Source organism: Gluconobacter sp. P5H9_a, from assembly GCF_018812085.1.
In the GTDB taxonomy this organism is placed as follows: domain Bacteria; phylum Pseudomonadota; class Alphaproteobacteria; order Acetobacterales; family Acetobacteraceae; genus Gluconobacter.
This window is the reverse complement of record NZ_JACRVW010000001.1, coordinates 243410-267759: the sequence shown is the minus strand read 5'-3', so window position 1 is coordinate 267759 and position 24350 is coordinate 243410. Positions and strand designations below refer to the sequence as shown.

Here is a 24350-nt window from a genome sequence, read left to right as displayed (position 1 = left end):
AAAATTCAGAAAAATTCCGGAACCAAACGCGCTAGGCTTTCTGATGTCAGGTCCGAAACAGCGCTCGCACCCGTGAGGGTCATTGCAACGCGCAGTTCCTTTTCCATGACGTCGAGCACATTCTCCACACCTTTCTGGCCCCCGGCAGCAAGCGCGTAGACGAAGGCGCGCCCCAGCAGAACAGCATCCGCCCCCATCGCAACCATCCGGGCGATATCGAGGCCGGATCGAATGCCTGAATCTGCCAGGATTTTCAGGTCGCCCTTCACGGCATCCACAATCGGCGGAAGTGCCCGGGCACTGGAAAGAACACCGTCAAGCTGACGGCCCCCATGGTTGGAAACAACAATGCCATCCGCACCAAAACGGACAGCATCTTTGGCGTCTTCAGGATCGAGAATACCCTTGATAATCATGGGGCCATCCCAGTACTCGCGGATCCATTCCAGATCTTTCCAGCTAATGGACGGATCAAAATTATTAGCGAGCCAGCCGATATAATCTTCCAGCTTGGTTGGATTTCCGCGATAGCGCGAAATATTGCCCCAATCGTGTGGTCTGCCACGAAGACCCACATCCCAAGCCCACATAGGATGGGTCACGGCCTGAAGGTAACGCCGGATGTTGGCATGGGAGCCGGACATTCCCGAATGAGCATCGCGATAACGCGCACCCGGCGTCGGCATATCTACGGTAAACACCAAAGTTGTAATGCCAGCAGCTTTCGCGCGCTCCAGGGCATTCTTCATGAATCCCCTGTCTTTGAGAACATAAAGCTGGAACCAGATGGGCACCGGGCTTCTACCCTGCACCTCCTCGATGGGACACAGAGATACTGTGGACAACGTGAAAGGAATGCCCTTACGCGCCGCAGCCCTTGCTGCCTGCACTTCCCCGCGACGAGCATACATGCCCGTCAGTCCAACAGGGGCAAGAACCGCAGGAATATTCAGTTTGCGCCCGAACAACTCAGTCCCGGTCGTCAAACCGGACACGTTTTTCAAGATGCGTTGCCGTAGGGAAATATCTGCAAGGTCTGTGATGTTCCGCCGCATTGTCTGCTCTGCATAGGAACCGCCATCAATATACTGGAACAGAAAAGGCGGCAGACGGCGTCGGGCTGCCTCACGATAATCAGTGGCTGAGGAAATAATCATCTGGCAGCTCCCATGAGTGTTCATCGTCTTCAATGAACGGGAGACTGCCAGCCTGTTTGATGACAACCAAGGCACTATCGTCTGCCCTGACGTTATGTTGCACAAAACTCCCGGCAGGAACGCGGCACTGGCTCCTCATCCTTGCCGATCAGGCATTCAGCCTGCGTAAAACGCGTGCGCCCCGATGAACATCAAGAACAGACACTGATGCCGTATCCAGGGCCAGATTTTCACCAAGCCGCACATCATTATGAATCCACACACCAATCAAGCTGCGAAGAATATGACCGTGCGCAAACAGGGCAATCGTTCCTCCCTGTGCCGTCAGCCGCTCCAGCAAGCCACTGACCCGTTTCTGAACCTGGGCGGCCGTTTCGCCATTTTCCACGTCAGACGTCCACAAAGACCAGTCGGGCTCGGCTTTCAAAATTTCCGGCGTGGTGAGCCCTTCGTACACGCCATAGTTCCATTCCATGAGATCAGGCTCGATCTGAGCCTGCTCGCCCAGCCCGGCAAGAACGCAGGTTTCATGCGCCCGCTGAAGCGGACTGGTGAACACCCGATCAAAGTTCTGGTGTTCCAGACGGCCCTTCAAAGACAGCGCCTGCTTACGTCCGTTTTCTGTCAGGGCAATATCCGTACGCCCCGTATGCTGGCCGCTGATGGTCCATTCTGTTTCGCCGTGGCGAATTAGCCAGAGGGTGGTGCTCATGACGCATGCCTTCCCTATGGGCTTTCAGTAACTAAAAGCCCTTTGCCAGCCCGAAGCTGGATTGCTGAAATTTCTGGATCAGAGGCGAATGATTCGTATGCTCACCCGCCTCTCAAGCCGCTGTTCAGACCTTGTGAACAGAAGCGTCGTAAATCTTGTCCACGACCTTGCTCAGGGTTTCATTGAACGCCTGATCGGACTGTGAAACGCGCAGATCATCCACGAGAGCCCGCGAGAAGCTGGCGATCATGCCATGATTGGCTTTGAGCTTCTGGCACGCTTCATCGAGAGGATAACCGCCTGAAAGCGCGACAACACGCTGCATGCGCGGATGCTTCATCACGCGGGCATACAGGTCCGGCTTTTCAGGCAACGTCACCTTCAGCATAACCGGATAATCTCCCGGAAGTGCTTCCAGTCCACTCAGAACAGCGTCTTCAAGGAGCGCTTCAGCCTCAGCCTTTTCCGAGCTCTTCACCAGGACTTCCGGCTCAAGGATGGGGACGAGTCCGTGCGATGCCACCTGCGCTGCAATATCGAACTGCTGCTGAACAATGCTCTTAATGGCAGCAGGATTGGCCAGACGGATCACTGACCGTTCCTTGGTACCGTAAATGCCAAGCTTCGCCGCTCGTTCCAGCAGTTCATCCAGGCCTGGAATGGGCTTCATGAGCTGAACGCCGTCCTTTTCGTCTTCCAGACCTTTATCGATCTTCAGAAACGGGACGATCCCACAGGTTTTCCAGAGATAGGACGGCACTGGCGTGCCCTCGACCGTGCCATCCATTGTTTTCTCAAACAGGATTGCAGCAAGGACCTCGTGGCTCTGGAAAGCAGGAGAGGAAATGATGCGAACGCGCATTTCGTGCATCAGACGGAACATGTCCGCGTCGTTCGAGTAGGCATCCGGCCCGATGCCATAGTGTGCCAGAGCCTTGGGAGTCGATCCGCCGCTTTGATCAAGAGCCGCGATAAATCCGGGAGTTTTTGACACCTGCTCGGCCATTTTTGCATCAGGCATGAACACTACATCCTTTTCTTCAGTCACATGACCAGAAGTAACGACTGACCTTCGCGCGGGATTGGAGACTCTTCCAATCACATTGCACGGATCACCCAAAGGACGCGGTTCAACCCTGCTGGAGCGGCAGGGAAATCAGTTTTTTTCAATATTGTTGGACGGGGGTTCGGCTAATTCTGGAAACAGTCTGGCCAGATCCGCAGGCTGAAGAAGATCTGCCAGAGTGTAGCGATCGAGCACGGCCAGAAATGCGGAAAGCGCCTCCCCCAGCACGCCACGCAAGCGGCAGGAGGGAGACAGAACACAGGCGCGGCTTCCATCTGCCCGGCCCTCACAGTCCACGAGCATCATATCGTCTTCCGTAAACCGGACGACCTCTCCCACACCAATGTCCTGTGCCGGGTGGCCCAACGTCAGGCCACCGCCACGACCTCGTACGGTGGTGATGAAACGCCCCTGCCCCAGACGATGCACAACCTTCACCAGATGGTTTTCCGAGATGCCGTATGCCTCGGCAATTTCGCGAATGGAGACGCGCACGGTCGGGCGTGCCCCGATGTAGAGCAGGGTCCGCAAGGCATAGTCGGTATGCAGGGTCAGGCGCATACGAGTCCTCTGGCAGATTGACAGTCAGAAGTCACGCGCTTAAAGATGTATTTATTATACACCTTTAAGAAGACCCATCATGTCCTCTTCCGACCGCAGCCTCACGCCAGACGTCATTGCCACCATCAAGGCGACCATTCCGGCCCTCGAAGCGCATGGTCTCGACATCACCAGTGAGATGTACCGCCGCCTTCTGGCTGATCCGGCCATTGCTGAGATGTTTGACCCAACCCATCAATCCAAAGGAACGCAGCCACGCGCGCTCGCCATGGCCGTCCTGGCCTATGCCCGGAACATCGATAATCTCGGAGTGATGGGTGGAGCGGTTGAGCGCATTGCCCAGAAGCATGTCAGCCTGGAAATTCTCCCAGAACATTACCCACATGTTGCCACGGCTCTGATCGGTGCGATCCAGCATGTTCTGGGAGATGCGGCGACCCCTGCAATTCTGGATGCATGGGGCCGTGCTTACTGGGCTCTGGCTGACATTCTGATAGGCCGGGAAGGCCAGCTTTATGACGCCAGCACACATGCCGAAGGCGGCTGGACCGGCTGGCGCGACTTCACGATCATCAATGCAACGCGCGAATGCGACAATGTCACGACGCTGGAACTGAAGCCTACAGACGGCAAAACCATCATTCAGGCTATCCCCGGCCAATATCTGGGTGTGGATCTGAATATTCCGGGACATGGGCAGACCAGACGTAACTACAGCATCACATCGCGCCCCAACCACGATTCCTACACCATCAGCGTGCGCCACGTTCCGAACGGTGTGGTTTCCACATGGCTCAACAGTCCGGACTGCAAAGGTCATCAGGTTCGACTATCGCCGCCGGCAGGTGAGTTTGTCTTACCGGAGAAAAACGATGCGCCGATTGCCTTCATCTGTGCAGGGATTGGGATCACGCCCATGATTGGAATGATCGAGTCTTTGGCCGCGCAGTTAGGCTCGCCCGCCGTCAGCGTTATTCAGATTGCCCATTCCGAAACGGCCGCACCGTTTTCAGGGAAACTGAACAGCCTCGCCAAGGAAGCGAAAAACCCGATTACGCTTCATACGCGTCTGACCTCTGTTGAGGGTCGCCCGGATGCGGCATGGGTCGCAGCCCGCATTCCGGAGAAAGCCATCTGCTATCTGTGCGGTCCGACCGGGTTCATGCGCGATATGATTCAGGATCTTTCAAAGGCCGGCATCCCAGCCAATCGTCTGCGTTATGAGACGTTTGGACCGGATACCGGCGTAACAGACTGATCTGTCAGAGGGCGGCGATGGCGCTTTCCGCTTCCGCAAGGATGCGAGGGCGATCATTGCCGCTATTGACTGCAAGACCTTCTGCTTCAATGACCTTCACGTCCGTGACACCAAGGAAGCCGAGGACGGCCTTGAGATAGGCCACCTGATGCTCGAAGGCTGCCTGCGGCGTACCCTCCGAATAGATGCCCCCACGAGCAACAGCGAGAATGACGGTCTTACCGCCAGCAAGCCCTTCAACACCATCCGCACCATAGCGGAATGTCTGTCCGGCAATGGCAATGCGATCAATCCAGGCTTTAAGCTGGCTTGGAATGCCAAAGTTGTACATCGGCACACCGAGTACGAGAATGTCGGCCTCTTTAAAATCGGAGAGAGCTTTCGCGCCCGCTACCAGATCCTTGTTGGAGGCAGCGTCTTCCGTAAGGTCCTTGCCCAGAAAAGACAGAGCTTCGCCGTCCAGGTGAGGAAGCGGGTTCACCGCCAGATCAAGGGGCGTAACCTCCAGATCCGGATGCTTCTGACGGTAGCGGTCCACAATCGCCACACTCAGCTGGCGGGTTGCGGAATATCCGCCAAGAATGCTGGAATCGATATGCAGCAGTTTCATTGGAGTTTCTTTCGGTTCCTGATCGTAACTAGCACATGATAAGAAACCTTTTCTGCACCTCCGCAAGACGGCACATTCAGGGATCATAGGCACATGGATGTTAGTACCCTTCCCCCTCCGGAAGCTCATGAAAGCGACACATGCGCCGTTGTCCGTGCCATTCTGGCGCGTATTGGAGACAAGTGGAGCATCTTGATCGTGCGGATGCTGGGAGACGGCTCCATGCGCTTTAGTGAACTCCGACGATCCATCGAAGGCATTTCGCAACGCATGCTTACGCTGACCCTGCGAAATCTGGAACGCGATGGACTGGTCGCCCGAACCGTCACCCCCACTACTCCGCCCCGCGTGGATTACGAATTGACGGATCTTGGCCACTCCCTGCAAAGCATCACAGAAGCCTTTGGGCGCTGGGCTGTCACACACCGGGATCAGATTGAAAATGCCCGCCTCCGTTTTGACGCACGCCAATAATCCCTTAGGTTGCGCCCAATAGTTTCTGACGGTCAGGCACGGATTATGACGACTTCTCCCCGCATCGGTATTGCTGGCATCACTGGACGTCTGGGCGCTCTCTGCGCCGAAGAAGCGGGAGACTCCCTGGCTGGCGGGCTGTCCCGTCACGCAGATGCAGCACGCAGCATCACCACTAACCCGGCAGAACTAGCGACGCGCTGCGACGTCATTATCGACGTCAGCCATGCTTCAACCGCAGCAACCCACGCAGAAGCCTTCACAGCGGCAAAGTGCCCATGGGTTCTTGGAACGACCGGCCTTGACGCTACGGCGCAAGCTGCCGTGAGCGAGGCTGCAAAACATATTCCGGTTTTACAGGCTGCCAACTTCTCCCCGGCCCTAACGCTCTTTCTGGAGCTCGCGAAGCAGCTTGGCGCAGGGCTGCCGGGCTATGATGCAGAAATTGTAGAAATCCATCACCGTCAGAAAGTCGATGCACCTTCTGGCACCGCTCTCGCCATCGGACGCGCGGTTGCCGAGGGACGAAACGTAGCGTTCGAGGATGTCGCTCGTCTGGATCAGAATGGGGCACGACCAGATAACGCTATCGGGTTTGCGTCACTGCGGGGGGGACAGATTGTGGGTGAGCACGATCTTCTCTTCATGGCAGCCGACGAGCAGATCACTTTGTCTCATCGTGCGCTGGATCGACGGGTTTTCGCCCGCGGTGCACTGATGGCTGCACGCTGGCTGGCCCATCAGCCTCCTGGCCTTTACGGCATGGCAGATGTTCTTCGCCGGAAAGACTGATCTTTTCGGCGAAGTATTTAGTGGTTAGCCGCCCGAGATTTCGAGGTTCACACCCGTCATAAAGCTGGAGTCGTCGCCCAGAAGGAACGCCACCACACCTGGGATTTCGCTGATATCGCCATAACGACGCATCGGCACACTACCGATCATCTGCTTGGAAACTTCTTCAGGATTGGTGGAGAAGTACTGCGTGTTGGCCTTGGCCTGCAACTCCACCTGTCGATCCCACATGAAACCAGGGCCCATATAACCTGGACTGATGGCGTTAACGCGGATGTTGTAGGGCGCCAGATCCTGGGCTGCAGTTTCCGTCAGGGCGATGATGGCACCTTTGGATGCCCCGTAAGCCGCCATGTTCGGCGGTCCTTTTACACCGGCCATGCTAGCAGTATTCACAATGCTACCGTAACCGTTCTCGATCATGTGCCGTGAGACAGCCTTCATCACATGGAAGGCGCCTGTGACATTGATGCTCAGAACACGCGGGAAATCTTCGGACGGATAATCCTGAACTGGGGCAAAGGCACCCTGATATCCGGCATTGTTGAAGAGGAAATCGATTTTTCCAAACTCTTCGACAACGCGGCCGACGACATCGATCACTGACTGCTCGGATGTGACGTCACAGACATAGGACGCAGCTTTCACGCCCTTCTCCCGCACAGCGGCTTCCGCCTTGGCCAGAGCGTCCGGATTCATGTCGAGCAGAGCAATTTCCGTGCCCATTTCTGCCAGCCGAAGTGCAGTCGCGAGGCCAATATTGCCCCCGGCCCCCGTAACAAGACAGACTTTACCGCTAAAGAAACTTACGACGTACGCCATTGGTGCCTCATGAAAATACGGTGCTTTCACCTGCGGCCCACAATATCGAGATCGAAGGCGGTCGTCTCCCCCTGATTTCGCACCATGAGAAAACGTGAATACTCCTGTCGGTTTTCCTGATTTTCCAAAGACTTCCCTTTGGATTTCACAGAAAAAATGTCCAAGTTTTCCTAAGCCCCTTGACCCCTGCGTTCAATTCCGCCAAGCCGTGCCTCTCCTGAATGCTGCATCCGTTCGTCATGACGTCTGCAGCCCTTCTCACCACTCATTCCCTGCGAGGTCCCTGAGTGCGCAATCACGGCGATTTCCTGTTCACCTCTGAATCTGTTTCCGAGGGCCATCCCGATAAGGTGGCAGACCGTATCTCCGACACAGTTCTGGACGCTTATCTTGAAGCCGATCCGGAAGCCCGCGTTGCCTGTGAAACGCTGGTCACCACGAACCGTGTCATTCTGGCCGGTGAAGTCCGTGGCCCCGAGGCCGTCGAAGACACGCTGATCGACCGCGTCCGTGAGGCCATCAAGGACATCGGCTACGACCAGGCTGGCTTCTCTTGGAAGACGGCTGACATCACGTCTTACCTTCACGCACAGTCTGCTGACATTGCCCAGGGCGTGGACAGCGGCAGCGACAAGGACGAAGGCGCTGGCGATCAGGGCATCATGTTTGGCTTCGCCACGCGCGAAACCGAAAACCTAATGCCGGCTCCGCTGTTCTACGCCCAGACGATCCTTGAGCGTATCCGCGACTACCGCAAGAACGGCGACGCCCGCGGCGCTGGCCTTCTTCCGGATGCGAAGAGCCAGGTCACGCTGCGTTATGTCGATGGCAAGCCGGTTGGCGTCACGTCTGTCGTGATTTCCACGCAGCACGCTGAAGGCATGAGCCAGAACACGATCCGCGAAACGCTTCGCGGCGTGGTCAATGACGTTCTGCCGAATGGCTGGAGCTGCCCGGAAGACGAGTTCTATGTGAACCCGACGGGCAACTTCGTCATCGGTGGCCCGGATGGCGATGCAGGCCTGACCGGCCGCAAAATCATCGTGGACACCTACGGCGGTGCAGCCCCTCATGGTGGTGGTGCATTCTCCGGCAAGGATCCCACGAAGGTTGATCGTTCGGCTGCCTATGCTGCGCGTTATCTTGCCAAGAACGTTGTAGCTGCTGGCCTTGCAGATCGCTGCACGATCCAGCTCAGCTACGCCATCGGCGTCTCCAAGCCTCTTTCGGTCTATGTGGACCTCGATGGCACGGGCAAGGACATCGACGAAGCACGCCTTGGCCTGCTCCTCAATGAAGTTGTGGATCTGTCTCCGCGCGGCATTCGCAAGCACCTGCGCCTGAACCGTCCGATCTACGTTCCGACGTCTGCCTATGGTCACTTCGGTCGTGTACCGAACGAGGCTCTGGACAACTTCACGTGGGAAAAGACAGATCTGGTCGACACCCTCCGTAACGCACTGAACAGGTAAGACCCTGACACAGTCTCTTAAACCCCAGCCGGAGCGGCTTTACGGCCGCCAACGCGGCCATCCGCTCCGGGCCAGACAGCAGCGCCTTCTCGAAGACGTGCTGCCGCGCTTTACATTTGCGTCTGCTGAAAATCCGACAGCCGGATTTTCTACGCCTGTATCGCGCGTTTTTCTCGAAATCGGATTTGGTGGCGGCGAGCATGCCGCTGCCCAGTCTGAAATGAACCCGGATGTCGGGTACATTGCTTCTGAAGTTTTCGAGAACGGCTTATGCTCGCTTATGTCGCGTCTTGTCCCAGAAGGACAGGACGAGACAGCCGAGCCTCCGCCTCATTTCCGGATCTGGCCAGAAGACGCTCGGCAACTCCTGAAGGATATGCCGGACAATTGCCTGGATCGGGCCTATTTGATGTTTCCGGATCCATGGCCCAAGTCACGCCATGCGAAGCGCCGTTTCATCCACCCGGAAAACCTCAAGGAGGTTCACCGCGTTCTGAAACCTGGAGCCATCTGGCGCGTCGCCAGCGATCATCCGGTCTATCAGGAGTGGGTGACGGAAGTGATGGGCAAACAGGATCTGTTTGATGCACCGCCTCCGGAAACGGAACGTCCCGAAGGATGGTCCCCAACCCGATATGAGGCCAAAGCCTTCCGGGAAGGTCGACAGCCTTTCTACTGGACATTTACCCGGCGCCCTTGAGGCGCCGTCCCTTTATCTGACTACAGTGAGTTCCTGACATCATGACCCAGATCGAACGCGAAGAAATGGAATTCGATGTCGTGGTGGTCGGTGGTGGCCCCGCCGGTCTGTCCGCGGCTATCCGGCTGCGACAGGTGGCTCCGGACGCCTCGGTCTGCCTGATCGAAAAGGGTAGCGAAATCGGTGCGCACATCGTGTCTGGTGCGGTCATTGAGCCTCGCTCTCTTGAGGAACTCCTGCCAGACTGGCGCTCACTCGGTGCGCCCCTGAACACGGAAGTCACGGAAGAGCGCATGCTTTTCCTGACGGAAAAGCGCGCCATTCAGATTCCCTATCTGGATCGTGTCATGCCCCATATGGCGAACCACGGAAATTATGTGGTGTCTCTGGGGGAAGTCTGTCGCTGGCTGGGTGAAAAGGCAGAAGCGCTTGGCGTTGAGATCTACCCCGGTTTTGCGGGCGCTGAACTGTTCATTGAGAACAATCGCGTTGCTGGCGTCATTACGGGCGACATGGGCATCGAACGCGATGGCACGCATGGTTCCAACTTCACGCCCGGCATGATCCTGCGTGCCAAACAGACAATCCTGACCGAAGGCGCACGCGGATCCCTGAGCGCTCATGCCATGAAGCGTTTTGGCCTACGCAAGGATGTCGATACCCAGACTTACGGCCTTGGCATCAAGGAAGTCTGGGAGATCCCGAAGGAAAAGCATCGTCCCGGCCTCGTCCAGCACAGCTTTGGCTGGCCACTGGACGACCACACCTACGGTGGCGCATGGCTCTATCATTTCGGGGAAAATCTGGTCAGCTACGGCTTCGTGACAGGCCTCGACTACAGTAACACCTACCTTTCCCCCTTCGAGGAAATGCAGCGCACGAAGCTGCACCCGGCATTCCGGGAACATTTTGAAGGTGGAAAGCGCCTGATCTACGGCGCCCGTGCGCTCTCGGAAGGTGGGCTTCAGTCCATTCCCCGCCTGACATTCCCCGGCGGTGTTCTGGCTGGCGATTCGGCAGGCTTCCTGAATGTTCCCAAAATCAAGGGAACGCACACAGCAATGAAGTCCGGCATGCTGGCCGCCGAGGCTGTAGCCGAAGCGCTCCAGACCGAGCGTACTGAAGCTTCAAGCCTGACAGAGCGCGTCCGCAATTCCTGGCTCTGGTCCGAATTGCGCGATGTCCGCAATATCCGTCCGGCTTTCGCCAAGTGGGGCATGAAGGCTGGCGCGCTCTATGCTGGCATCGACAGCATGATTCTGCGCGGCCGCGCACCTTGGACGCTACATCATCCGCACGCAGACAATGAGACTTTACGTCCAGCGGCGCTGTGCGAGCAGATCGACTATCCGAAGCCAGACAATGTCCTGACCTTTGATCGTGTTAGCTCGGTTTTCCTAAGTGCGACAAATCACGAAGAAAACCAGCCTGTCCATCTGAAGCTGCGTAACGAAGCCATCTGGCGCACCGTCAATCATGACGTGTTTGACGCACCGGAAAGCCGTTACTGCCCCGCAGGTGTGTATGAGCAGGAAAAGAGTGGAGACAATGACTGGTCGCTGCGCATCAATGCGCAGAACTGCGTCCACTGCAAAACCTGCGATATCAAGGACCCGACGCAGAATATTGAATGGTGCACGCCAGAAGGCAGTGGCGGCCCAAACTACCCTGTCGGGATGTAAATCCTCTAAACAGACGGGCCGCTTCCTGACCGGAATGTGACTTCCTGATCCATTTCCGCTACGGTGGCGGCCGTTTTTCCAGCGGCGTCAGCAGCGAAAGATCACGATGAAAATTCTGGTCCCAGTCAAAAGGGTGGTCGATTACAACGTCAAGGTACGTGTAGCGGCCGATGGTAGTGGTGTCGAAACGCAGGGACTGAAAATGTCCCTGAATCCGTTCGATGAAATTGCGGTGGAAGAAGCCATCCGCCTACGCGAAAAAGGCGTGGCAACCGAAGTGGTTGTGGTGACCATTGGTGTTCAAGCAGCGCAGGACATTCTGCGTACCTCAATGGCCATGGGTGCAGACCGGGCCATTCTGGTCAAAACAGATGACACCCTTGAGCCTCGCGCCGTCGCCAATGCGCTGAAAGCCATTGTCGAACGTGAACAGCCGGGTCTTGTCTGCATGGGCAAGCAGGCCATTGATGATGACATGAACGCAACCGGCCAGATTCTGGCTGCAAAGCTCGGCTGGCCTCAAGGCACGTTCGCTAGTGCAGTCACTGTGGCGGACGGTCGTATTGAAGTCGCTCGTGAGATCGACGGTGGTACGGAAGTTGTCTCCCTGATGCTTCCCGCCGTGGTGACGGCCGATCTGCGCCTAAACGAGCCGCGCTATGCGTCCCTCCCGAACATCATGAAAGCTCGCAAGAAGCCACTTGAAACGCTTGAGGCTGCCGATCTCGGTGTTGATTTGGCCTCCCGCCTGACCGTCATATCTGTCGCAGAGCCGGCAGAACGTAAGGAAGGTATCAAGCTTGAGAGCGCGGCCGAACTGGTCGAAAAGCTCAAGACAGAAGCGAAGGTGATCTGATGACCGCTCTTGTTCTGCTCGAAGTCGAGAATGGTGAAGTTCGTCAGGCGTCACGTTCAGCCCTGACAGCCGCCGCACGCTTTGGCGATGTAGACGCCATCGTTTTTGGTGAAGGTGCCAGCGCAGCCGCAGCCCTTCCTGGGGTAAAGCGGGTTCTGTCCGTGCCGGCTCTGGCCACGGATCTTGCTGAGCCTGCCGCCGACCTTCTGGCGTCCATTGCAAAGGACTACAGCCACATCGTGGCATCGGCCTCAGCAAGTGGAAAGAATATCCTGCCACGCTTGGCGGGCCTGCTTGACGTGCAGCCTGTTCCGGACGTTGTGGAGATCAAGGACGCCGAGACGTTCGTGCGTCCGATCTACGCCGGCAATGCACTGGCAACCGTTCGTTCTGCCGACAGCATCAAGGTTCTGACAATTCGCAGCTCCAGCTTTGATCCTGCTCCAAAGGATGGCGGTTCTGCTGCGGTCGAAACACTGGAAGCCCCAGCCAGCGAAAAGTCAGTTTTCGTGAAGGTTGAGTTGTCAGCGTCCGATCGTCCGGAACTGGAATCCGCGCGGGTGGTAATTTCTGGCGGCAAAGGCATGAAGGATGCAGCCAACTTCAAGCTGCTTGAGCCGATTGCTGACAAGCTGAATGCCGCAATTGGTGCGTCCCGTTCGGCGGTGGACTCTGGTTTTGCACCGAACGAAATGCAGGTCGGACAGACCGGCAAGATCGTGGCACCAGAACTCTACATCGCTGTCGGATTGTCTGGCGCAATCCAGCATCTGGCTGGCATGAAGGACAGCCGCGTGATCGTGGCCATCAACACAGACCCTGAAGCCCCGATCTTCCGCGTTGCCGATTACGGTATCGTGGGCGACCTGTTCGAAGTGCTTCCAGCACTTGAAAAAGCTCTCTAACACGTCTTTGCAGGTGACCCTCTTATGACGGGTCACCTGCAATTTTCCTGACATAGCCTGTCCAAGGCTTAAGTTGCGGAACGCCTGCCGTATGGCACTCTCCGGCCATGGAGAGACCGCAATGAAATACCGTCAGATCTTCCAAAAAATTCTAGCTGCGCTGCCCCCAATTATGGGTGTGCTATTTATCCATACCGCGCTCGGTGCAGCTTACATTGTTCCATCAGCGTCGATGGAACCGACCCTGAGGATCGGTGACGAAATTATTGTTTCTGCACCCTCTTATGGCCTGAGCACAGCATCCCTACCCTTTGGCTCCTCATTCGCCCAAGTTACGCAAAGACGCATCTTTGGTCACTTGCCGCACCGGGGCGACATTGTTGTCTTTAGAGCCCCTGCAACTCTTCATGAAACATGGGTCAAACGCGTCATCGGCCTGCCTGGAGACAGAATAGCACTAACAGACGGTCGAATTGTATTGAATGGGAAAATATTGGCTTGGAAAGACGAGGGCCCTGATCAGGAAGATCGTGCTCAAGCGCATTCCGGCGAACGTTATGAAGAAACGATTCCTGACGGACTACGCCATGACATCATCAAATTGGCCGCCCATGGGCCACTTGATAACATGCCCGAATTTGCGGTCCCGGCAGAAAGATTGTTCGTCATGGGGGACAATCGGGATAATTCAGCTGACTCTCGTGTTCCCGTAACAGAAGGTGGTGTAGGGCTGCTCCCAGTCTGGAATCTTCAGGGTCACGCAATCACTGTTCTATTCTCGTGGAGAAGCATCAAGAGAATATTGCTTCCCATCTGATTTTTCACTCCATCCTCTTGCCACGAAAGCAAATTCCCGGTAGGAGAAGCGCCGTCGGCCGGAGTGTAGCTCAGCCTGGTAGAGCACTGTGTTCGGGACGCAGGGGCCGGAGGTTCGAATCCTCTCACTCCGACCAGCCGATAAACGGATTATCAGAAAAATCTGATCAGAGCGTAGTTACTTGACGCTCTAGCCGTGCGCTCATTTCATATACAAAAATCATGGCCCGAACAGTTCTCGGGAGACTTGCTATGCGTCAACGCCCCGAGGCCCGATTACTGGTTCTGGATCAGCAGGATCGCGTCCTTCTCTTCAGGTTTTTTCACTCCTCAGGCGCATTGGCTGGGCGAAGTTATTGGTCCACGCCTGGCGGAAGCCTGAAGGATGGAGAAAATTTTGTTCAGGCGGCAAAACGCGAACTGCACGAAGAAACAGGATTAAACGCGCCCTTTCTCAGCTCTGAGATTGGTCAGAGAACATTCGTCCTGACGCTCGCGAATGGTGAAACTGTTTTAGCTGACGAGCACTTTTTTGCCCTTCGTGCGCCAGAGACCACGCTCTCCTCTTCCGGCTGGACGCCCAACGAAAAGAACGTTCTCAAGGGCCACTGCTGGTGGTCTAGACGTGAGTTGGAACAGACGACCGAAATCATTTTTCCGGAACGTCTGCTCGATCTCCTGACTACGGCGCTGTCAGGCCACCTCCCCTGATTTCAAAGAGGTTTCAGCCCGACAAAGGGATGCAAAGGTTGGTTCGGCTGACATTCCGCTAGAATTTCCGGAGCCTGAAGACCGTGAATATGCGTGTACAAGGCCTGCCGCGCATTGAGAATTCTGCCAGCCTCTTTATCGCGAACATCGCCGGGTTGCCCGAGCAGAGCGCCGGCATATTCGACTTCACGCTGCATCTCCGCGTCCGGAAGAGCAGACAATGGCACGAACTGAACAGGCAAACTCAACTGCTGCGTCTTTGAACGGCTGGCATCTGCGGCAATGCCAATGACAGGCACAGTTGTCAGTGCAGATACAGAAAATGAACCAGACTGCGTCAGACTACCATTTAGCTGCATTGTCACTGGCCCGGAAACAAGCGCAACAACCGGGTCCAGAGTGTGTTGCGAACATTGTAGGGCACGCACGTTCCCATCAAAGCGGTGAGACTGCTCTGCAGACCAGTCCTGAACCTCGGAAACACTCACGACACCAGCTTTAGCCAGATCCTTCTGAACACCGGCCAAAGCTGCACTCACCGAAGTCTGTTCACCAGAACCAAAGACACATCCTGAAAGCATCAACCATACAGGCAAAAAATATATCGGCTTCATGCTGCGCTCATTTCAGCAACAAGGGCCTGTACGTCTTCAGATTTTGGCGAAAGACCTTGCACCGTGAGCCAGTTCTGTCTGCTCACGAGCCCATAGGCCTCATCACAAATCTTCAGGAACGTATTCCACGGCATGAAGGTCCGGCTGCCCCATGTATTGAAAAATACACCGTCAGGTGTGTACCCCGTCAGCGCGATAGCATGTCCTCCGACAAAAACGTGATCCTGCACAGCATCCCAATCCCAATCGGTACCTAATGGGAGACTCATGAACCCGCGCGGAACCTGCACCCCTGCCAAGACGCCGCCCAGATAGGAAATACCGCGCTTGATGCCGCTCACTGAATGGGAATCAATAATACCGTAAGCCGTCAGATAATCTCGTGTCTGTCCCGGACGAACAAATCCATTGCTCTTCCAATATTTCAGCTGCTCCAGCAAAATCGTGCCATTATCATTTTGACCCGTTACTGGATTAAATCCCGTGACAGCGCCATAGTTCTGAAGAACCTGTTCGCTAGAGAGCAATACCAGCCCCTGGGCCACTTTTGTCCAGGTTGCTGTCAAAGCCGCATGAGCTGCAAAAGCACAGCATCCGAACTGATCATTACCCCACATCTGATAGGGTACCCCCTGGGACCAGTCCTGGTGCTCTGGAACGTCTGGAACCCGCGCCGTCAGAACAGGCGAAAGCCGATAGGTTCGTACATCATGACGCGGAGGCAACTTGCCCAGTCTACGCTCAATCACTCATCAACACTCCACGAACAGAGAATGAAGAAACCAGAGCGGCATGCCGTATTTGCAGGGAGTTCTTCGTTCCGATCGAAGCAAAGCCAAGGCACATGCCAAAACGCTCCGAAAAAAATGAAAGCCACCCCCATAAAGGAGTGGCTTTCATCAACGCCTTATCAAAAAATCTCAGGTCTTTTTAACCTGAGCCTCTGACAATCAGGCTCTGACGTCATATGCCAGCGAGGCCGGCCACGCAGCTTGGGCAAAAACCTGCGCGTAATCATGGACTTCTGTCAGGAATGTCCGATCACCATCCAGAACCAGACGAACCGTCGGTGCCAGTGTACCGCCAATCCGGTAAATATCTGGATTTTCTGCATTCTGACCGGCAGCCGGAATGGTATCGATAAAGGACTGAACATAGCCCTCCGCATCCACAAAGTGCGAATACGTCGAATACGGCTGCGAAGACGGATTACCAAGTACAAGCCCTGAGCTATTCAGGGGCTTGTATGGGCCGAAAATACCCTTCTCGGACACAAAGCCATAAACGCCATCAGGCCCCGTGCTCTTGCCCGTGTACGTGGAATGATGGCTGATCGTGAACAGATAGGTCAGACCGTCCTTGAAAACGAAATGGGGACGTTCGGTCTGATCGTTCACGCCAAGAGCCGTTACCAGAGCAGGCATCAGTTCCCACCGGGAATAATCCCCCTTGCGCCAGCCGGAGACACACCGGGCCAGACCGATCGCTGCTGCACCATATTGTGCGCCGGCATCCACCGCATATCCAGGCGGAACAGCACCCATTTCATCCGTGCCGATAACAAACTGACCACGCGCACCGGGGACGTTGCCTTCAAACAGCGTATAGAGCTGGCCATCGCCCGGATTGATGAACGGCTGCGGATCACGGAAATCAAAATATGGATCTTCAGACGCATTGGCGTAATGAACACCATCTGCCTTGAACATTTCCGTGCTTGTGGCGAAGCCGTCGAACCAGACACCCTTATCATCTGCATGAATAGTGCCGGAGCTGACCGCCGGAACAGAGTTGCCATCAGGCGCACCGACGGACGTGTAGAACATGTCCACCTTGTTCTCGGTGTCCTCACGCATTACCAGAGAACCGGACCATTCCCACGGGCGCAGATCGGCAGAGATCTGGAACAGTCGGCCGCCCCAGGTCCACTCCACACCATCGCGGCTATACCAGTACCCGATATAAGCGCGGTCATTGCGGGAGTGCCATTCGTCGTAAATCTTGGCGTTGGTCTTGTCGATCTTGTCCACGGCAAGCGACCACAGGACGAACCAGCCTTTAAACGTGACGGTACGCATGTGCATGTCACGCAGCGCCCCACTGTCCCAGATCATCACGTCATTGGACATAAGTGGAAACTGGTAATCGATCAGCGGCATGGTCGTCGTCGGATCGTCTGTACGAACCTTCAGCGCATCCGCAATCGTCCAGCGAGAAACAGGATATTTGGCAGGAACAGGACGCGAAAAATTGGCCTGCACCAGAGACTGGGAGGAAATAGCATTCATAATTTTACTGATCCATACTGAATAAGTATTTGAAAATTCCTGGCTCTCAGGAAAAAATTCCTAGTAATTCAGGAGCCAGAGTATTTTACGCTTTAGGAGAAGCGTCCTTCTTCACGCTTTCTCCACTCCCAGAAGCTGAAGTCACTTTACCGACCTGCCGCTCGAGACGATTGGCAGCCCAACCAAAGTTCAGCCCCAGAAGGGTAATGACGCGGTAAATTCCGCCGAACCGTGATGTATTTTGTGGAGGAGGCAAGAAAACCGTTATCAGCTTGCAGCCAATAATCAGCAGAGCCACCCAAAGTTCATAGCGGGCCGGAATGTCAGCAAGCAGACCCGAAAGATCAAAACCCGAAATATCCACGCCTGAAATCCTAATAGGCTCATAAAAAAAGAGGCTGCCCCGTCGTGGAGTCAGCCTCTTATGAAAATCATTTTCTGATATTGATAATTGAACCATCTGCCTAACGATTTATGGCTCAATGCCACAGTTATATGAAAAACCTGGCCGCAACACAACCCTAAAAACCATCTCTGCTCGCCAGAGAGTTGAAACCTTCCCCCCACATACCTAGTTTCGACATTCAGAAAGTCTCTTTCTCCCAAGAGACCGATAAGAGAGACGAAACTTCCATGACACGCTCAATGCGTTCTGCTCTGGCTCTGGCCGCCCTCCTCACCGCTACCCCGGCCCTCGCCGAACCGGGCGGCTGCATCAAGTACGGTGCAGCCGGTGCCGTAGGCGGACATCTGGCCAACCACCATGGTGTTATTGGCGCCGTTGGTGGGTGCGCCGCTGGCATGTATCGCCGCCATCTGTATCGCAAGGATCTGCGCGAAAAGGCTGCTCTGTGGGATAAAGAGCATCCAGCTGCCCCGAATACCGGTGGCTGGTGGCAAAGCCACCACGATGCGACGTCCGTGAACCAGAAGGCTCAGTGGTACGACGCAGAACACCCCGAGCCAAGCACGAATGCGCCAGCTCCTCAGGGGCCGCAGCACTAAAAACAAAAAAAGGCCCGGCTGTTACCAGCCGGGCCTTTTTCATAAGTATCGAAACAGTCTCAACCCACTCCAAACCCTCTCAGGGCTGTACGAGACAATGCTTCCAGAAGGTCAATCGACTCGTCTGAATCATTCAGACAGGGCACCAGAGCAAATTCTTCGCCGCCCGCTTCCATGAACTCTTCTCGAAGCTCATTCCCAATTTCATCCAGTGTTTCAATACAGTCCGCCATAAAGCCCGGCATGATAACTGCAATTTTCGTGATGCCCTGCTTCGGTAGAGCACTCACATAAGGAGCCGTATAAGGCTGAATCCATTCAAGCGGCCCAAAGCGCGACTGGAACGTCAGCGGCATCTGCTCTTCAGAAAGCCCTAAGGCCTGACGCAAGGCAACGATCGTACGAACACATTCGTCCTGATACGAGTCTCCCTTTTCGATGCAGACTTTTGGCAATCCATGAAACGACGCCACAATTCGTTGTGGCTTGAAGGAAAGGCTTTCCAGCGTCTTCAACACAGATGTTTCCAAGGCCCGCACAAAGGCCGGATGATCCGGAAAAGACGGAACCGTCAGAACAGCAGGTTGCTTTCTCAGCTTCATCAATGCCCGGAAAAGCTGATCGTTAGCCGTGGCGGTCGTTGCTGAGGAGTATTGCGGATATAGCGGAATACTGACGATACGGTCACATCCCTGGTCCATCAGGCTCTCAACAGCCTGCGCAACAGATGGGCGGCCATAGCGCATGCCCCACTCAACAGGGACACCGTCTGCTTTTAACCGAAGGCGAAGCTTCTCAGCCTGACGCTGGGTATAGACCCGTAACGGAGAGGCATTCTCGTCCCGATCCCAGATTCGTGCATAGTTTGCACCGCTGACGAAAGGTCGTTTGGTAAGGATGATGCCCTGCAGGATGGGCTGCCAAATCAGCGGCGAACTTTCGATAACGCGCCGATCGGAGAGAAACTCACTCAGGTACCGACGCACCGCCAAATAGCTGGTGTCATCAGGTGTGCCGAGATTGAGAAGTAGGATGCCTGTCCGTCCCTGAGGAGGAGAGGCATGTTGGGGTTTTTTGAAAAAGAAGGCCATAGTACCCTTCAGTGTGAAACAGGGCTACAAATGGCGAAAGAGAAAAAACACATTAACCGAGGGATGCGCGTCCCTTTCGGGACGCTATCGTCGGCGCTTTACACGTGCATAGGAAAGACTTGGCTGTTCAACCCGGCGGGAAGCATTGTAAAAGATCACCGCCATTACAGCACCGATCGATCCGATATACGGCATGAAAGTATTCATCAGAGCCATATTTGCCTCCTTGAACCCTCTGGGAAAGTTTTCCGTGGGTTCAATACTGAGAGTGATCATATCGCCGTCGGTATTCAAGAGAAAAATTCATCCAAACGTCAAAAAAATAATCAATTCCAAAAATTATTCTTTTTTATCAAAATCTTAGGTTCCGAAGAATCGCGAAATCCTCTTTCGACGGGGCAACCCCTGCCTCTCAGTCACGTTTAAGTTCCGACCAATCTGATTGATCGGGAAAGGATCTGATACAATGGCAACCCAAGACCCCGTCATCTACGTCGTCGCCGATGGTGAGAAGGCCCGTTTCCTTCGTCTGGAAGGCTCACAGCTCAGAACCATCGAAAACTTCGATATCCATAAGGGCTCAGACGCAGCCAAGGATGTAGGTTCGCTCAAGGCTGCTCATACAAGCCCGAAGGAGCAGCTCAAGACGCACTTCGCGAAAGATCTGGCGGCTCACATCAACAAGGCTGCACAGGACAGCAATGTTGAGGGAATCCTTCTTATAGCTCCGGCACAGTCTCTTCACGACATCCGTGAAAGCCTAGACAAGCCGACGTCCAAGAAGCTTTTCAAAAGCCTGACAAAAGATCTTACGAATACCCCGGATCATGAACTGCTGAAGCATCTGGACCGTCCGGAAACGGGCTGGCCGGAACTTGCATCAGTCTAAAATCCGAGCAGACAGGCAGACCGCTCAGCGTGCTGATCGGCCTGCCACACAAGGCTTTTCCGTCCCAGTCGTCTGTGGCCACGACGAAGGAAGATTACGTACATAACGGACGGCCAGAAGTGCAAAGCACTGGGCCTCCAGTGCGTCTCCGTCCCATCCAAGATCATCGACGGATCCCAGACATCCCAAACGTGAGCGCAAACGCTCCATCAAAACCGGATTGTGGCGTCCCCCTCCAGCGACAAACCACTTTGCTGATTTGACCGGCATGGGTGTTCGAGCAATCGCTTCAACCGTAAACTCCAGCAGTGTCGCAGCGCCGTCTTCAGCAGAAAGCGTTTCAACGGCCTGCATGGCAGAAGCGTGAAAGCTCAAACGGTCCAACGACTTTGGCATTTCACGCTGAAAATATGGCACTGCCAGCAAGCTTTCTAAAACAGCTCGGTCTACCTTTCCTTTTCTCGCTAACGCGCCATCGACGTCACACGCAACGCCAGTGTGGCGCTCCGCCCAGTCGTCCAGAAGAGCATTTCCCGGCCCGGTATCGCACGCCCAGACCTGACGCTGCCCTTCTATATTTGGCCCGAGCAAGGTGACATTTGCCACGCCACCAATATTCAGAACAGCGACAGACTGCATCTCGCTTTCCAAAAGTGCGGCATGCAGAACGGGCACCAATGGCGCGCCCTCACCACCACATTCCAAATCCCGAGCACGGAAATCATAAACAACCGGGACGCCACACTCCGCCTGAAGAAGCGCTCCATCACCAATCTGCCAGCTTCGCCCTTTTTCGGGTTGATGCAGGACAGTTTGCCCATGAAAGCCAATAATATCAGGGCGAATATTTGGAGCCAGCTTCATAAGCTCCCGAACAGCATCCACATGCCGTAGCGTTACGTCCCGTTCGGCAGCCAGAATATCCGGATCCTCTTCTGCCAGATGTGCAGCATGATCCAGCAAATGGCGCAGCCGAGCCCGCAAAGCAGAGTCGTAGGGAACCGTCACGGCTGGCCCATACTGAGCAATCCGCTCCCCATCCGTCTGCACCAGAGCCGCATCCACCCCATCAAGAGACGTGCCGCTCATGAGACCAATGGCCCACTGCATATTCTCGAAAGACATCAGGTTTTTACCTTCAGAGAGAGGCCAGAACCGTATGCAGATTGCCGTTATGCGCCTGAAGAAGCGTCTCAATCTTCTCGACAGACACACCCTTTCTCACAAGAACTGCCCGCTTTACATTACCGCCAACCGACCGCAACGCATCACGAACTTCCTCGTCTGTGCCCCCAGCCAGCTCAAACACCATACGCTCGGCACGCAACTGCAACTTGTCATTGCTAATCCGCATGTCGACCATACGCCCACGATAGACATGCCCAAGGCGTGTCATCAAAGCGGTAGAAAACAGGTTAAGCGCAACCTTCTGAGCCGTCCCTGCTGCCATCCGCGTGGAGCCAGCCAGCACTTCAGCGCCCGTCGGAATACTGATCCCGATTTCAGCACTGCGTAAAAGACGTGAATGCGCGTTCCCACTCACCCCAATTGTCAAAGCCCCGACCTCACGCCCGGCTTCAACAACAGCACAGGTGTAAGGCGTATTGCCACTCGCCGCGACACCAATGACCACGTCATTCGGCGTGGGCCCGTATGCTCCAAGATCAACGCGCGCCTGATCTTCCCTGTCTTCTGCACCTTCGACAGCCTGCGTCCCTGCACCGGCGCCACCAGCCAGTAGCAAAACCAGCCGCTCAGGGGGCAGTCCAAACGTTGGTGTCAGTTCCACCCCATCCTGAACCCCGATACGACCAGACGTTCCAGCCCCAGCATAAATCAACCGACCGCCACCCTGAAGACGGGGCACACTCGCCTCAACTGCGGCTTCAATGGACGGGAGTGCCTCTCCGACCCGCTCTAAAGCCTCTTTCTGAGAGTCCAACAGCCGCCCCAGAAGCGAATTCAAAGGCAGAAGTTCAATAGTCTGATTGGCTTCAAGAACCGTTTCTGTGCGGGGAACAGTCACGAATGACCCTTTTCATCTCGACATAAAAAACGCGTCTGAAAGTTTCCCTTCAGACGCGCCAGAACTTCAGAAAACTCCCTTATTCCTTTACAGGAAACAAGGCTCCGTTCTTCAAAAGACCCTGTTCAACCAGACTTTCCGCAATTTGCACGGCATTCAGTGCTGCACCCTTGCGAAGATTGTCCGAGACACACCAGAGTGCCAGACCATTCTCGACTGTCGGATCAATGCGCAGGCGAGACACATACGTTGCATCCTCCCCGACACATTCAATCGGCGTTACATAACCGCCGTCTTCGCGTACATCGCGCAGAATGACGCCAGGAGCCTTGCGCAGAGCCTCACGAGCTTTCTTCAGGTCAATCGGCTTCTCGCACTCAATGCTGATCGCTTCGGAATGGCCGATAAAAACCGGAACACGGACACAGGTCGCCAGAACCTGAATGTCCGGATCCAGAATCTTGCGGGTTTCAACCGCCATTTTCCACTCTTCCTTTGTCGCTCCATCTTCCATGAAACGATCAATGTGCGGAATGACGTTAAAGGCGATCTGCTTGGTAAACTGAGCCACCGTCGGTGGGTCGTTCACGAAGGTGCCCTTGGTCTGCCCAAACAGTTCGTCCATTCCGTCTTTGCCCGCACCGGACACGGCCTGATAAGTCGAGACGACAATCCGCTTGATCTTGAACAGATCATGAAGCGGCTTCAGCGCTACAAGCATCTGCGCCGTTGAGCAGTTCGGGTTGGCGATGATGCCACGGCGCGCCTTTTTCAGCGCAGACGCATTCACTTCTGGCACCACCAGAGGAATACCAGGCTCCATACGGAAATGGGACGTGTTGTCGATCACAACACAACCTGCAGCAGCGGCCTTCGGCGCATAAATAGCCGACACTTCCCCGCCCGGCGAAAACAGCGCCAGATCCCACCCCTTGAAATCAAACGTCTCAAGGTTCTGAACCTTCAGAACTGCCTTGTCGCCAAAGGAAATTTCCCGTCCCACAGAGCGCGGCGACGCGAGTGCCACGACCTCGTCCACAGGGAAATTACGTTCTGCCAAAATCCGCAGCAGCTCGCGCCCCACCGCTCCCGTGGCGCCCGCAACCGCAACCCGATAACCCATGATGTTTTCCGTTCCCTTGTAAAAAATCAGCCTACGAAAGGCAGGCGCTTGACCAGCGCAGAAAGACGATGCCGCCCCAGTTCGTACCGAGCCTTCCGGCCCGTCGCCATATAATTGAGCTGGATCGCATACCGCGTCCCGACAAACTGCCGATGCCCGTGCCACGTTGTCGGACCATTGGGAAACACCAGCAGCGTTCCCTCAGCCGGCGTGACTTCGACGTCATAGTCCTCGACATCATCCGGGCCATTCAGCAGGCGCAGGCACCCATCCCGGGAAGACCAGTCTTCTCCACGCGGATTGAGATACAACAGCACAGTCACCAGCTTTGCTTCGGAATCCCGGTGAATACGTCCGTCTTTTTCGCGTGTTCGGCCACGAACCGTCAGCATGGTCGGTGCATCTACCAGATCCAGCCCAAACTTTTCCGCTATCAGGTCCTTGAGCAAAGGCCCCTGCAATTCCTCGATCATACCTTTCACACGAGGCGTCAGATTCAATGCCTCTGGTGGGAACGACCCGCCGGACTGCATCTCCGGCAGATCAGCCACAATGGACTGAAGATCATCATTGCTGATGAAATGCGGCACAACCACATGCGGGAAAGGCTTCTCCGCAATCGGCGTATGCGCCAAAGCATCATAATCGAGAGAAATGTCGGACATAGTGATCGAGGCTAGCCCTGCCCCAACGGCCCGGCAAGACCTATTCCACATAGGC

General features: G+C 55.3%; 28 protein-coding genes and 1 tRNA gene. 14 read left to right on the top strand and 15 right to left on the bottom strand.

The genetic code is table 11. The annotated features are described in order from the left end of the window. Positions 1 to 5: 5 nt before the first annotated feature. From lldD to KP708_RS01170, 4 genes are all read right to left on the bottom strand, one after another. Positions 6 to 1157, bottom strand: coding sequence for an FMN-dependent L-lactate dehydrogenase LldD (lldD, locus tag KP708_RS01185; RefSeq protein WP_215749893.1), 1152 nt, complete (start codon positions 1155 to 1157; stop codon positions 6 to 8). Positions 1158 to 1305: 148 nt separating this feature from the next. Beyond that, a complete protein-coding gene (locus KP708_RS01180) occupies positions 1306 to 1869 on the bottom strand; it encodes a histidine phosphatase family protein (protein ID WP_215749891.1) in 564 nt (187 codons plus the stop codon). A 124-nt stretch (positions 1870 to 1993) separates the two neighbouring features. Continuing rightward, positions 1994 to 2890: a fructose bisphosphate aldolase gene (locus tag KP708_RS01175; RefSeq protein WP_215749889.1), complete on the bottom strand. Its 897-nt coding sequence runs from the start codon at positions 2888 to 2890 to the stop codon at positions 1994 to 1996. 135 nt (positions 2891 to 3025) lie between these two features. After that, complete coding sequence (locus KP708_RS01170; RefSeq protein ID WP_215749887.1) at positions 3026 to 3496, bottom strand: Rrf2 family transcriptional regulator; 471 nt, start codon at positions 3494 to 3496, stop codon at positions 3026 to 3028. A gap of 79 nt (positions 3497 to 3575) precedes the next feature. Here KP708_RS01170 and KP708_RS01165 point away from each other — a divergent pair, with 79 nt between their 5' ends. Continuing rightward, complete coding sequence (locus tag KP708_RS01165; protein ID WP_215749885.1) at positions 3576 to 4754, top strand: globin domain-containing protein; 1179 nt, start codon at positions 3576 to 3578, stop codon at positions 4752 to 4754. A gap of 4 nt (positions 4755 to 4758) precedes the next feature. On the opposite strand, the gene KP708_RS01160 is transcribed toward KP708_RS01165, so the two are convergent. Continuing rightward, on the bottom strand, positions 4759 to 5364 hold the full coding sequence (locus KP708_RS01160) for an FMN-dependent NADH-azoreductase (protein WP_202207019.1): 606 nt from the start codon (positions 5362 to 5364) through the stop codon (positions 4759 to 4761). A 93-nt stretch (positions 5365 to 5457) separates the two neighbouring features. Between KP708_RS01160 and KP708_RS01155 the strand changes: the two genes are divergently transcribed. Both KP708_RS01155 and dapB read left to right on the top strand, forming a co-directional pair. Next, on the top strand, positions 5458 to 5838 hold the full coding sequence (locus KP708_RS01155; protein WP_202207018.1) for a helix-turn-helix domain-containing protein: 381 nt from the start codon (positions 5458 to 5460) through the stop codon (positions 5836 to 5838). A gap of 45 nt (positions 5839 to 5883) precedes the next feature. After that, the gene (gene dapB / locus KP708_RS01150) at positions 5884 to 6630 is read left to right on the top strand and encodes a 4-hydroxy-tetrahydrodipicolinate reductase (RefSeq protein WP_215749883.1); all 747 of its coding nucleotides are present in this window, start codon (positions 5884 to 5886) and stop codon (positions 6628 to 6630) included. A 24-nt stretch (positions 6631 to 6654) separates the two neighbouring features. On the opposite strand, the gene KP708_RS01145 is transcribed toward dapB, so the two are convergent. Next, entirely contained in the window at positions 6655 to 7452 is a 798-nt protein-coding gene (locus KP708_RS01145) for an SDR family NAD(P)-dependent oxidoreductase (RefSeq protein WP_046900570.1), read from the bottom strand. 287 nt (positions 7453 to 7739) lie between these two features. On the opposite strand from KP708_RS01145, the gene metK reads away from it, so the two are divergent. The 8 genes from metK (at position 7740) to KP708_RS01105 (ending at position 14594) form a co-directional block, all read left to right on the top strand. After that, positions 7740 to 8924: a methionine adenosyltransferase gene (gene metK / locus KP708_RS01140; RefSeq protein WP_064275660.1), complete on the top strand. Its 1185-nt coding sequence runs from the start codon at positions 7740 to 7742 to the stop codon at positions 8922 to 8924. A 4-nt stretch (positions 8925 to 8928) separates the two neighbouring features. After that, positions 8929 to 9624: a tRNA (guanosine(46)-N(7))-methyltransferase TrmB gene (locus KP708_RS01135; RefSeq protein ID WP_080951434.1), complete on the top strand. Its 696-nt coding sequence runs from the start codon at positions 8929 to 8931 to the stop codon at positions 9622 to 9624. Positions 9625 to 9665: 41 nt separating this feature from the next. Next, positions 9666 to 11306, top strand: coding sequence for an electron transfer flavoprotein-ubiquinone oxidoreductase (locus KP708_RS01130; protein WP_202207015.1), 1641 nt, complete (start codon positions 9666 to 9668; stop codon positions 11304 to 11306). A 106-nt stretch (positions 11307 to 11412) separates the two neighbouring features. Next, complete coding sequence (locus KP708_RS01125; protein WP_202207014.1) at positions 11413 to 12162, top strand: electron transfer flavoprotein subunit beta/FixA family protein; 750 nt, start codon at positions 11413 to 11415, stop codon at positions 12160 to 12162. Then, entirely contained in the window at positions 12162 to 13067 is a 906-nt protein-coding gene (locus KP708_RS01120) for an electron transfer flavoprotein subunit alpha/FixB family protein (RefSeq protein ID WP_211502388.1), read from the top strand. The genes KP708_RS01125 and KP708_RS01120 overlap by 1 nt, the downstream gene beginning before the upstream one ends. A gap of 121 nt (positions 13068 to 13188) precedes the next feature. Continuing rightward, positions 13189 to 13884, top strand: coding sequence for a signal peptidase I (gene lepB, locus KP708_RS01115; RefSeq protein WP_215749881.1), 696 nt, complete (start codon positions 13189 to 13191; stop codon positions 13882 to 13884). A 59-nt stretch (positions 13885 to 13943) separates the two neighbouring features. Next, positions 13944 to 14020: transfer RNA gene (locus tag KP708_RS01110), tRNA-Pro, on the top strand. 115 nt (positions 14021 to 14135) lie between these two features. Next, complete coding sequence (locus tag KP708_RS01105) at positions 14136 to 14594, top strand: NUDIX hydrolase (RefSeq protein ID WP_215749879.1); 459 nt, start codon at positions 14136 to 14138, stop codon at positions 14592 to 14594. A 2-nt stretch (positions 14595 to 14596) separates the two neighbouring features. Here KP708_RS01105 and KP708_RS01100 read toward each other — a convergent pair whose 3' ends face one another. The 4 genes from KP708_RS01100 to KP708_RS01085 form a co-directional block, all read right to left on the bottom strand. Beyond that, positions 14597 to 15208 (bottom strand): hypothetical protein, encoded by a 612-nt coding sequence (locus KP708_RS01100; protein WP_215749877.1) that lies wholly within the window; start codon positions 15206 to 15208, stop codon positions 14597 to 14599. Beyond that, on the bottom strand, positions 15205 to 15957 hold the full coding sequence (locus tag KP708_RS01095) for a hypothetical protein (protein WP_215749875.1): 753 nt from the start codon (positions 15955 to 15957) through the stop codon (positions 15205 to 15207). Before KP708_RS01095 ends, KP708_RS01100 begins: the two co-directional genes overlap by 4 nt. A gap of 201 nt (positions 15958 to 16158) precedes the next feature. Continuing rightward, a complete protein-coding gene (locus KP708_RS01090) occupies positions 16159 to 17496 on the bottom strand; it encodes a glycoside hydrolase family 68 protein (RefSeq protein WP_252347331.1) in 1338 nt (445 codons plus the stop codon). Positions 17497 to 17581: 85 nt separating this feature from the next. Continuing rightward, on the bottom strand, positions 17582 to 17860 hold the full coding sequence (locus KP708_RS01085) for a hypothetical protein (protein ID WP_215749873.1): 279 nt from the start codon (positions 17858 to 17860) through the stop codon (positions 17582 to 17584). A 269-nt stretch (positions 17861 to 18129) separates the two neighbouring features. Between KP708_RS01085 and KP708_RS01080 the strand changes: the two genes are divergently transcribed. Beyond that, on the top strand, positions 18130 to 18501 hold the full coding sequence (locus KP708_RS01080) for a hypothetical protein (RefSeq protein ID WP_215749871.1): 372 nt from the start codon (positions 18130 to 18132) through the stop codon (positions 18499 to 18501). Between the two features lie 59 nt (positions 18502 to 18560). On the opposite strand, the gene hemH is transcribed toward KP708_RS01080, so the two are convergent. After that, positions 18561 to 19592, bottom strand: a complete 1032-nt coding sequence (gene hemH / locus KP708_RS01075) for a ferrochelatase (protein WP_215749869.1) — start codon at positions 19590 to 19592, stop codon at positions 18561 to 18563. Here hemH and KP708_RS01070 point away from each other — a divergent pair. Continuing rightward, positions 19563 to 20018, top strand: coding sequence for a hypothetical protein (locus tag KP708_RS01070; protein WP_215749867.1), 456 nt, complete (start codon positions 19563 to 19565; stop codon positions 20016 to 20018). The genes hemH and KP708_RS01070 overlap by 30 nt on opposite strands. 40 nt (positions 20019 to 20058) lie before the next feature. Then, positions 20059 to 20481: a host attachment protein gene (locus tag KP708_RS01065; protein ID WP_046900557.1), complete on the top strand. Its 423-nt coding sequence runs from the start codon at positions 20059 to 20061 to the stop codon at positions 20479 to 20481. 24 nt (positions 20482 to 20505) lie between these two features. On the opposite strand, the gene KP708_RS01060 is transcribed toward KP708_RS01065, so the two are convergent. The 4 genes from KP708_RS01060 to KP708_RS01045 form a co-directional block, all read right to left on the bottom strand. Continuing rightward, positions 20506 to 21606 (bottom strand): anhydro-N-acetylmuramic acid kinase, encoded by a 1101-nt coding sequence (locus tag KP708_RS01060; protein WP_252347330.1) that lies wholly within the window; start codon positions 21604 to 21606, stop codon positions 20506 to 20508. Between the two features lie 13 nt (positions 21607 to 21619). Next, entirely contained in the window at positions 21620 to 22507 is an 888-nt protein-coding gene (locus KP708_RS01055; protein WP_215749865.1) for an N-acetylmuramic acid 6-phosphate etherase, read from the bottom strand. 79 nt (positions 22508 to 22586) lie between these two features. Next, positions 22587 to 23630, bottom strand: coding sequence for an aspartate-semialdehyde dehydrogenase (locus KP708_RS01050; RefSeq protein ID WP_064275290.1), 1044 nt, complete (start codon positions 23628 to 23630; stop codon positions 22587 to 22589). 26 nt (positions 23631 to 23656) lie between these two features. Beyond that, positions 23657 to 24295, bottom strand: coding sequence for a 2OG-Fe(II) oxygenase (locus KP708_RS01045; protein ID WP_215749860.1), 639 nt, complete (start codon positions 24293 to 24295; stop codon positions 23657 to 23659). Positions 24296 to 24350: the final 55 nt, after the last annotated feature.

Excerpts from the sequence above, each read along its gene's own strand:
- lldD (WP_215749893.1), bottom strand. The coding sequence starts at position 1,157 with ATGATTATTTCCTCAGCCACTGATTATCGTGAGGCAGCCCGACGCCGT.
- KP708_RS01180 (WP_215749891.1), bottom strand. The coding sequence starts at position 1,869 with ATGAGCACCACCCTCTGGCTAATTCGCCACGGCGAAACAGAATGGACC.
- KP708_RS01175 (WP_215749889.1), bottom strand. The coding sequence starts at position 2,890 with ATGCCTGATGCAAAAATGGCCGAGCAGGTGTCAAAAACTCCCGGATTT.
- KP708_RS01170 (WP_215749887.1), bottom strand. The coding sequence starts at position 3,496 with ATGCGCCTGACCCTGCATACCGACTATGCCTTGCGGACCCTGCTCTAC.
- KP708_RS01165 (WP_215749885.1), top strand. The coding sequence starts at position 3,576 with ATGTCCTCTTCCGACCGCAGCCTCACGCCAGACGTCATTGCCACCATC.
- KP708_RS01160 (WP_202207019.1), bottom strand. The coding sequence starts at position 5,364 with ATGAAACTGCTGCATATCGATTCCAGCATTCTTGGCGGATATTCCGCA.
- KP708_RS01155 (WP_202207018.1), top strand. The coding sequence starts at position 5,458 with ATGGATGTTAGTACCCTTCCCCCTCCGGAAGCTCATGAAAGCGACACA.
- dapB (WP_215749883.1), top strand. The coding sequence starts at position 5,884 with ATGACGACTTCTCCCCGCATCGGTATTGCTGGCATCACTGGACGTCTG.
- KP708_RS01145 (WP_046900570.1), bottom strand. The coding sequence starts at position 7,452 with ATGGCGTACGTCGTAAGTTTCTTTAGCGGTAAAGTCTGTCTTGTTACG.
- KP708_RS01130 (WP_202207015.1), top strand. The coding sequence starts at position 9,666 with ATGACCCAGATCGAACGCGAAGAAATGGAATTCGATGTCGTGGTGGTC.
- KP708_RS01125 (WP_202207014.1), top strand. The coding sequence starts at position 11,413 with ATGAAAATTCTGGTCCCAGTCAAAAGGGTGGTCGATTACAACGTCAAG.
- KP708_RS01120 (WP_211502388.1), top strand. The coding sequence starts at position 12,162 with ATGACCGCTCTTGTTCTGCTCGAAGTCGAGAATGGTGAAGTTCGTCAG.
- lepB (WP_215749881.1), top strand. The coding sequence starts at position 13,189 with ATGAAATACCGTCAGATCTTCCAAAAAATTCTAGCTGCGCTGCCCCCA.
- KP708_RS01105 (WP_215749879.1), top strand. The coding sequence starts at position 14,136 with ATGCGTCAACGCCCCGAGGCCCGATTACTGGTTCTGGATCAGCAGGAT.
- KP708_RS01100 (WP_215749877.1), bottom strand. The coding sequence starts at position 15,208 with ATGAAGCCGATATATTTTTTGCCTGTATGGTTGATGCTTTCAGGATGT.
- KP708_RS01090 (WP_252347331.1), bottom strand. The coding sequence starts at position 17,496 with ATGAATGCTATTTCCTCCCAGTCTCTGGTGCAGGCCAATTTTTCGCGT.
- KP708_RS01080 (WP_215749871.1), top strand. The coding sequence starts at position 18,130 with ATGACACGCTCAATGCGTTCTGCTCTGGCTCTGGCCGCCCTCCTCACC.
- KP708_RS01070 (WP_215749867.1), top strand. The coding sequence starts at position 19,563 with ATGTTGGGGTTTTTTGAAAAAGAAGGCCATAGTACCCTTCAGTGTGAA.
- hemH (WP_215749869.1), bottom strand. The coding sequence starts at position 19,592 with ATGGCCTTCTTTTTCAAAAAACCCCAACATGCCTCTCCTCCTCAGGGA.
- KP708_RS01065 (WP_046900557.1), top strand. The coding sequence starts at position 20,059 with ATGGCAACCCAAGACCCCGTCATCTACGTCGTCGCCGATGGTGAGAAG.
- KP708_RS01060 (WP_252347330.1), bottom strand. The coding sequence starts at position 21,606 with ATGTCTTTCGAGAATATGCAGTGGGCCATTGGTCTCATGAGCGGCACG.
- KP708_RS01050 (WP_064275290.1), bottom strand. The coding sequence starts at position 23,630 with ATGGGTTATCGGGTTGCGGTTGCGGGCGCCACGGGAGCGGTGGGGCGC.
- KP708_RS01045 (WP_215749860.1), bottom strand. The coding sequence starts at position 24,295 with ATGTCCGACATTTCTCTCGATTATGATGCTTTGGCGCATACGCCGATT.